The organism is Pseudomonas sp. GM18 (genome assembly GCF_000282195.1).
Classification (GTDB): domain Bacteria; phylum Pseudomonadota; class Gammaproteobacteria; order Pseudomonadales; family Pseudomonadaceae; genus Aquipseudomonas.
In genome coordinates this window covers 1-8,299 of record NZ_AKJT01000130.1, presented here as the reverse complement: position 1 = coordinate 8,299, position 8,299 = coordinate 1, and the positions used below count along the sequence as shown (strand labels likewise).

Annotated in this window: 4 protein-coding genes; 2 read left to right on the top strand and 2 right to left on the bottom strand. The window is 60.4% G+C overall.

The genetic code is table 11. The features are described 5' to 3' along the window. Positions 1-82 precede the first annotated feature (82 nt). Positions 83-3,424, top strand: a complete 3,342-nt coding sequence (treS, locus tag PMI21_RS00955; protein WP_007941991.1) for a maltose alpha-D-glucosyltransferase — start codon at positions 83-85, stop codon at positions 3,422-3,424. A 2-nt stretch (positions 3,425-3,426) separates the two neighbouring features. Then, on the top strand, positions 3,427-5,658 hold the full coding sequence (gene glgB, locus PMI21_RS00960) for a 1,4-alpha-glucan branching protein GlgB (protein WP_007941990.1): 2,232 nt from the start codon (positions 3,427-3,429) through the stop codon (positions 5,656-5,658). A gap of 138 nt (positions 5,659-5,796) precedes the next feature. On the opposite strand, the gene PMI21_RS00965 is transcribed toward glgB, so the two are convergent. Further along, positions 5,797-6,861, bottom strand: a complete 1,065-nt coding sequence (locus PMI21_RS00965) for an autotransporter domain-containing protein (protein WP_033064275.1) — start codon at positions 6,859-6,861, stop codon at positions 5,797-5,799. 426 nt (positions 6,862-7,287) lie between these two features. Beyond that, complete coding sequence (locus PMI21_RS00970; RefSeq protein WP_007941988.1) at positions 7,288-8,088, bottom strand: endonuclease/exonuclease/phosphatase family protein; 801 nt, start codon at positions 8,086-8,088, stop codon at positions 7,288-7,290. Between the last annotated feature and the right edge of the window lie 211 nt (positions 8,089-8,299).

Below are 8,299 nucleotides of genomic sequence, written 5' to 3'. Positions count from 1 at the left end.
CGAACGCAGCCTCGCAGGCTCGGCAGCTGCTACGGCCGGACGCCGCCTTCTCTGGCGAATTCGAATTCAACAGGAGTTACAAATGGCGAAGAAACCCAGGTCAGCCACCTTCATCAAGGACCCGCTCTGGTACAAGGATGCGGTGATCTACCAGGTTCACGTTAAGTCTTTTTTCGACTCCAACAATGACGGAATTGGCGACTTTCCCGGCCTTATCGCCAAACTCGATTACATTGCCGATCTGGGCGTCAACACCATCTGGCTGTTGCCGTTCTACCCCTCGCCACGACGCGACGATGGCTACGACATCGCCGAATACCGCGGCGTGCACGCCGACTACGGCACCCTGGCCGATGCCAAGCGTTTCATTGCCGAGGCCCACGAACGCGGCCTGCGGGTGATTACCGAACTGGTGATCAACCACACCTCGGACCAGCACCCGTGGTTCCAGCGCGCGCGCAAGGCCAAGCCCGGCTCGGCGGCCCGCGACTTCTACGTCTGGTCTGATGACGATCAGAAATACGACGGCACTCGTATCATCTTTCTCGACACCGAGAAGTCCAACTGGACCTGGGACCCGGTGGCCGGTCAGTACTTCTGGCACCGCTTCTATTCTCACCAGCCGGACCTGAACTTCGACAACCCGCAAGTGATGAAAGCGGTGCTGTCGGTGATGCGTTATTGGCTCGATATGGGCATCGACGGCCTGCGGCTGGACGCGATCCCGTACCTGATCGAGCGCGACGGCACCAACAACGAAAACCTCCCCGAGACCCATGACGTCCTCAAGCAGATCCGCGCCGAGATCGACGCCAATTACCCCGACCGCATGCTGCTGGCCGAGGCTAATCAGTGGCCGGAAGACACTCAGCTGTATTTTGGTAACACCGACGCCAAAGGCCAGAACGGCGATGAATGCCACATGGCGTTTCACTTCCCGTTGATGCCGCGCATGTACATGGCGTTGGCCCAGGAAGATCGTTTCCCAATCACCGACATTCTGCGCCAGACTCCGGAAATTCCCGCCAACTGCCAGTGGGCGATTTTCCTGCGCAACCACGATGAACTGACCCTGGAAATGGTCACCGACAAGGAGCGCGATTACCTGTGGAATTACTACGCGGCCGACCGTCGGGCGCGGATCAACCTGGGGATTCGCCGGCGTCTGGCGCCGTTGATGGAGCGCGATCGTCGCCGCGTGGAACTGCTCAACAGCTTGTTGCTGTCGATGCCCGGCACGCCGACCCTGTATTACGGCGATGAGATCGGCATGGGCGATAACATCTACCTCGGCGACCGCGACGGTGTGCGCACGCCGATGCAATGGTCGATCGACCGTAATGGCGGCTTCTCCCGCGCCGACCCGGCCAGCCTGGTGTTGCCGCCGATCATGGACCCGCAATACGGCTATCTGTCGGTCAACGTCGAAACCCAGGCCGGTGATCCTCATTCATTGTTGAACTGGACCCGGCGCATGCTCGCGATACGCAAGCAGTCCAAGGCCTTCGGTCGCGGCACGCTGAAGATGCTGTCGCCGAGCAATCGACGGATTCTGGCCTATACCCGCGAATTCACCGGTGCGGACGGCAAGCACGAGATCATTCTGTGCGTGGCCAACGTGTCCCGCAGCGCGCAAGCGGCGGAGCTGGATTTGTCGGCGTATGTCGGCATGGTTCCGGTGGAGATGCTCGGCGGCAATGCCTTCCCGCCCATCGGCCAGTTGAATTTCCTGCTGACGCTGGCGCCTTACGGCTTCTATTGGTTCGGCCTGGCGGCGGAGAACCAGATGCCGAGCTGGCACGTGGAGCCGGCGCAAAGCCTGCCGGACTTCACCACCTTGGTGCTGATGAAACGCATGGAAGAGCTGCTCGAAGCGCCGTCCCGGCACTCGCTGGAGCAGGGCATTTTGCCGAGCTGGCTGCAGAATCGTCGCTGGTTCGCCGGCAAGGACGGCACCATCGACAGCGTCAACCTCGCTTACGGCGTGCGCTTCGGCGACCCGCAGCATCCGGTGCTGTTGAGTGAAATCGACGTCACCAGCGCTGGCCAGACCAGCCGCTATCAGTTGCCGTTCGGCTTTATTTCCGAGGAACAGGTCGGCGCGGCGTTGCCGCAGCAATTGGCGCTGGCCAGGGTCCGGCGCGGTCGTCAGGTCGGCCTGATTACCGATGCCTTCAGCCTCGACAGCTTTGTTCATGCGGTGTTGCAGGGGCTGCAGGCCAGCACGGTGTTGCCGTCGGACGGTGGCGAGATCCGTTTCGAGCCAACCGACGAATTGGCCAAACTGGGGCTGAGCGGCGAGTCGGAGGTGCGTTACCTGTCTGCCGAGCAATCCAACAGTTCGGTGGTGATCGGCGCCAGTCTGGTGTTGAAATTGATCCGCAAGGTCGCGTCAGGGGTGCACCCGGAACTGGAAATGAGCGCATACCTGACCCACGCCGGTTTCAAAAATATTTCGCCGCTGTTGGGGGCGGTGATCCGTCGCGATACGGCGGGCGAGGACACGCTGTTGATGATCGCCCAAGGCTATTTGAGCAATCAGGGCGATGCATGGGAGTGGACCCAGAACAACCTTGAACGGGCGCTTCGCGATGAGCTGGCCGATGCCGTGTCCGAACAGGAGCAGCATTACAACGCCCTCGGTGAGCTGAAGGATTTCGCCGGCATGCTTGGCCAGCGCCTGGGGGAAATGCATCTGGTGTTGGCGACCCCAAGCGCCAATCCGGACTTCGCCCCCCACATCACTAGCCAGAAAGAAGCCCTGGCCTCGGCCAAGGCTGTGGCGGCGCAACTGGAGCACGCGCTGAAGCTGCTCAAGCAGCATCAAACCGAATTGAGCGCGACGGACCAGGCATTGGTCAGCCGATTGCTGGACAACAAAAAAGCCATCCTCAGCCATGTCCAGGAACTGGGTAAGAAAGCGGCTGGTGGTCTGCGCATTCGCGTCCACGGTGACTTGCACCTGGGGCAAGTGCTGGTGATCAAGGGCGATGCCTACCTGATCGATTTTGAGGGTGAGCCCGCGCGGCCGCTGCGTGAGCGCCGCGGCAAACACAGCCCCTATAAAGACGTCAGCGGCGTGTTGCGCTCCTTCGATTACGCCGCAGCGATGGCGATCACCGTGCACAACGTCGACAACACCGCCGACACCCAGGCGGCGCGTCAACGAGTCGCCGATCGTTATTTGAAAGAGGCGCGACAATCATTTGTCGACGCTTATCGGCTGGCGGCAGCTAGTCTTGCTCATGCATGGCAAGATCCCGAAGGCGAGGACGCTGCGCTGGCGTTGTTCGGGCTGGAGAAGGCGGCTTATGAAGTGGCCTATGAGGCGGAAAATCGCCCCACCTGGCTGCCCGTGCCGTTGCACGGTTTATATGGATTATTGAGTGGGCTTAAACCCTTTTCCGATCTTGGTGGAGAGTAGTCATGAGTTTCTCGAACAAGGAACAGGGGCACGTTAAAGAAGCGCTGCTGCCCAGGGCGCGGGACATCGACGCATTGGTACGCGCCGAACATCAGGATCCCTTCGCAATTCTCGGCCCGCACAGCGATGGCGCTGGCGGGCAATTCATACGGGCCTATCTGCCGGACGCCTTGAGCGTGCAGGTGGTGGACAAGGCCTCCGGGGAAGAACTCGGCAGCCTGGAGGCGACCCAGACTCCGGGATTGTTCGTCGGGCACTTCGAGCGGGCCCAACCCTATCTGTTGCGAACCCGTTGGGCCGGCGGCGAGCAACTCGCCGAAGACCCTTACAGCTTTGGCCCGTTACTCGGCGAGATGGACTTGTACCTGTTCGCCGAGGGCAATCACCGCGACCTGAGCGGTTGCCTCGGCGCGCAGTTGAAGACGGTCGATGGCGCGGATGGCGTGCGCTTCGCCGTGTGGGCACCGAATGCCAGAAGGGTCTCGGTGGTCGGCGATTTCAACGTCTGGGATGGTCGCCGGCATCCGATGCGCCTGCGACATCCCACTGGGGTCTGGGAGTTGTTCATCCCGCGCCTGCAAGCGGGGGAGGCCTACAAATACGAAATCCTCGGGGCTCATGGCATTCTGCCGCTCAAGGCCGACCCGGTGGCTCTGGCCACCGCGCTGCCGCCGGACACCGCGTCGAAAGTAGCTTCGCCGCTGCAAATCGACTGGCAGGACCAGGACTGGATGCTGTCGCGGGGCGAGCGTCAGCGAACCAGTGCGCCGCTGTCGATCTACGAGTTGCACGCCGGTTCCTGGCAATGCGAGCTGGATGACCTGGGCGAAGTCGCCCGTCAGTACACCTGGCCCGAGTTGGCCGAACGGCTGATTCCGTATGTGAAAGAGCTGGGTTTCACTCACATCGAATTGATGCCGATCATGGAGCATCCGTTCGGTGGCTCATGGGGTTATCAACTGCTGTCGCAATTCGCCCCGAGCGCCCGTTACGGCTCGCCGGATGAATTTGCCGCTTTCGTCAACGCGTGTCACCAGGCCGAAATCGGCGTGATCCTCGATTGGGTACCGGCGCATTTCCCCACCGATGTCCATGGCCTGGCGCAGTTCGATGGCACCGCGTTGTACGAATATGGCAACCCGATGGAGGGCTTTCACCAGGATTGGGACACGCTGATCTACAACCTGGGCCGCACCGAGGTGCACGGCTACATGCTGGCGTCGGCGTTGCACTGGCTCAAGCATTTCCATGTCGATGGACTGCGGGTCGACGCAGTGGCGTCGATGCTATATCGCGATTACTCGCGCAAGGCCGGTGAGTGGGTGCCCAACCGTCACGGCGGTCGGGAGAATCTGGAGGCCATCGATTTCCTGCGTCATCTCAATGACGTGGTGGCCCTGGAAGCGCCGGGCGCATTGGTGATTGCCGAGGAATCCACGGCGTGGCCGGGTGTCAGCCAGAGCACGCAACAGGGCGGGCTGGGTTTTGCTTACAAGTGGAACATGGGCTGGATGCACGATTCGCTGCATTACATTCAGCAGGATCCGGTGTACCGCGCCCATCATCACAACGAACTGAGTTTCGGCCTGGTGTATGCCTGGTCCGAGCGTTTCATCCTGCCGATTTCCCACGACGAAGTGGTGCACGGCAAGCATTCGCTGATCGACAAGATGCCCGGCGACCGTTGGCAGAAGTTTGCCAACCTGCGGGCTTACCTGAGTTTCATGTGGACCCATCCCGGCAAGAAGCTGTTGTTCATGGGCTGCGAATTCGGCCAGTGGCGGGAGTGGAATCACGATCAGCAACTGGATTGGTATTTGCTGCAGTACCCGGAACACCAGGGTGTGCGCAAACTGGTCGGTGACTTGAATCGGTTGTATCGCGAAGAGCCGGCGCTGCACGATCAGGACGATGCGCCACAAGGCTTCCAGTGGTTGATCGGCGACGACGCGATCAACAGCGTCTATGCCTGGCTGCGCTGGAGCAAGGAGGGCAGGCCGGTGTTGGTGGTGGCCAACTTCACCCCGGTGCCGCGTCAGTCCTATCGCATTGGCGCGCCGTTTGCCGGGCGCTGGGTCGAGTTGATCAACAGCGACGCCGACACCTATGCCGGGTCCAATTACGGTAACGGTGGCGGGGTGTTCACCGAGGAAGAACCGAGCCATGGCCAGGCACTTTCACTGGTGTTGAACTTGCCGCCGTTGGCGGTGTTGATCCTGCGGCCGGAGGGTTAGGATCCTGATCCTCCTGAATTGATCGTTCCCACGCTCCGCGTGGGAATGCCTCAATGGACGCTCTGCGTCCGCTCTTGGGACGCGGAGCGTCCCGGGCTGCATTCCCACGCAGAGCGTGGGAACGATCAAGTCATACCCTCACCAGCGCATCCGCACCCCGAGGCTACCAATCAACCCGTTCAAATCATTGTCATCCACATTGCTGCTGTAGTCGGCGCTGAGATACAGACTGACCAACGGCGTCACCCTGGCCACCAACCCCAGGCCCACGTCCACTGTCGATGAATTGCGGCTGCTGCTGATTTTGTCGACCTGATCCAGGCTCACGGTGTTGCCGGTGTACACCGTGTGCCACACGTTGGTCCGCACATAGGGTTCGACCGGCAAGCCGTTAATATCGTAGCTGCCTTTCAAACGTGCACCGACCCGTCCGCTCCAGGACGTCAGGTCGCTGGACGAGGCGTTGCCTGACCCGGCATACGGCGTATCCAGCGTGATACGTTGATTGATCAACTGCGCCTGAGGTTCAACCACCCAGTTTTCGCTCAAGCCAATCGGGAAACCACCTTCCACCGACACTGTCATCGCGCTGCCTTCGGTGGTTTGTCGCACGCCCTGGTCGTTACGGCTAAAACCGTTGACCCGGCCACCGCTGGCCGTCAAGTCGACGTGCCAGCCTTGCGGCCCGGTCAGGCTCCAGTAGGCGCCCAGGCTTTGGCCTTGAAGGTTGAGCGTGTCATGGCTGGGGTCGGCGAGGGCGCGGCTGGTCAGCAGGCCGTTGTCGTTGCCCTGGAATTGAGCGGTGCCGCCGATCAGTCCGACCCGTTGGGTACTACCGCTGTTGCTTTGCACGGTCAGGAGCGCCGGGCCTTTGAACTCGCTGGCGCCGGGGATCGTGCCCTGGGCCAGATAATCGGTTTGGGCCTGCCGCGACGTCGGCCCATAGGCGTGGTCCCAGGCCAAGGGCGCGGCGTCTTCGGTCGTCAGGCGTGAGCTGGGTAAGTCGGAATTGACGCGTAAACGGTCGGGATACGTGGCGACACCGAAGGGCAAGGTAATTGTCGGTAGTTGCTGGTTGTACCAGGGCATTGTTTCGTCCTCGGCAGACGACGCTCGCCCCTCCATGGATGAGCACAGCAGGAGTGAACCGGAGACAACGCAAAAAGTGAATTTTATCTCTTGTGGGGTGAATGAAGTTCTCATGGAGGTCTACCTTGCAATCGCATGCGTATCTCGCTGTGGCGTCTCTCCTACCCCGAATGAGGGGCGACCGAATGGATTGAGGCAAGGTTCGACCCGCCCGTTTTACGGGTGTCTGGAGGCTTGCCCCTGATGAATTTCCGGGGGTAGTAAGGACTAGCTAAGAAGACCGATGGCGTTGCGTCAAGAAAATGGCCGATAAGTGGTACGGCTATTTTAGACGCTGTAAGTGACTGATTATTGGCGTAGATATAAGTTATTGTTTGTGCGAGAAATCATGCTTAAAGGTGCGGGCCAGACGTGTTGGGTAGTGGGCTATCGGTTGCGTGACGGATCAACAGTGCAAAATTTATGAGCAAGCCCTGGACGTGATTGCTGTCATTTTTTCTGCTTCAGGCAGCAGTTCTTGGCGCCTGTCGCTTGACGGTGTTACAGGCGTACCTCCACCGCCAGCGGCAAATGGTCTGACAGGTGTGTCCAGGGTTTGTAGCCGAGTATGCGCGGCTCATGACTGTTGGCATTGCGCAGGTAGATGCGATCCAGGCGCAGCAGGGGAAACCGCGCCGGGTATGTTTTCGCGGGTCGGCCGAGGTGGCGTTCGAACGCTTCATGCAGGTAGTCGCGTCGGGCGAGGGCGGCATTGCCTTGCAACTGCCAGTCGTTGAAGTCGCCGGCAATGATGACCGGGGCGTCGTCGGGCAGCGATTCGAGCAACAGGCAGAGCAATTGCAGCTGGAGTTGTCGATGGCTTTCCAACAGGCTCAAGTGCACGCAAATGGCATGCACTTCAGCATGGCCCGGCACATCCAGCACACAGTGCAGCAAGCCGCGCCGCTCGGGGCCGGTGATTGAGACATCGAGGTTGCGAAATTCGCGAATCGGGTATTTCGACAGCAGGGCATTGCCGTGATGGCCGTCGGGGTAGACCGCGTTGCGACCGTAAGCGAAGTCGCTCCACATACTGTCGGCCAGGAACTCGTACTGTGAGGTCGGTGACCAGTCGTTGTGACGGGAAGAATGCCGGTCGTGTTCACCGACCACTTCCTGCAGAAACACCAGGTCAGCCGACGTACTGCGTACCGCTTCGCGCAGTTCCGGGAGGATGAACCGCCGGTTGAGGGCGGTGAAACCCTTGTGAGTATTGACCGTCAGCACTCTGAGTCGATGAATCGCCGAGGGCGTGTTCGATGGCGCTGATTCGACGGTTTGGCGTTCGGCATCGCGGGTCACGTTCACTCCTCTGAATCAGGGCTGCTGTATGTATGCGACTGATGCGTGGGCGAGCAGTTCAGCGTGATTCGTAGAAACAACAGATTCATCACCGCCCCGTAGCAGCTGCCGAGCTTGCGAGGCTGCGTTCGGCGGCATAGCCGTCGTGAATCCGGCATCCATGGTTTACCTGACGCACCGAGTCGTATGATTTTGCGACTGCTGCGCAGCC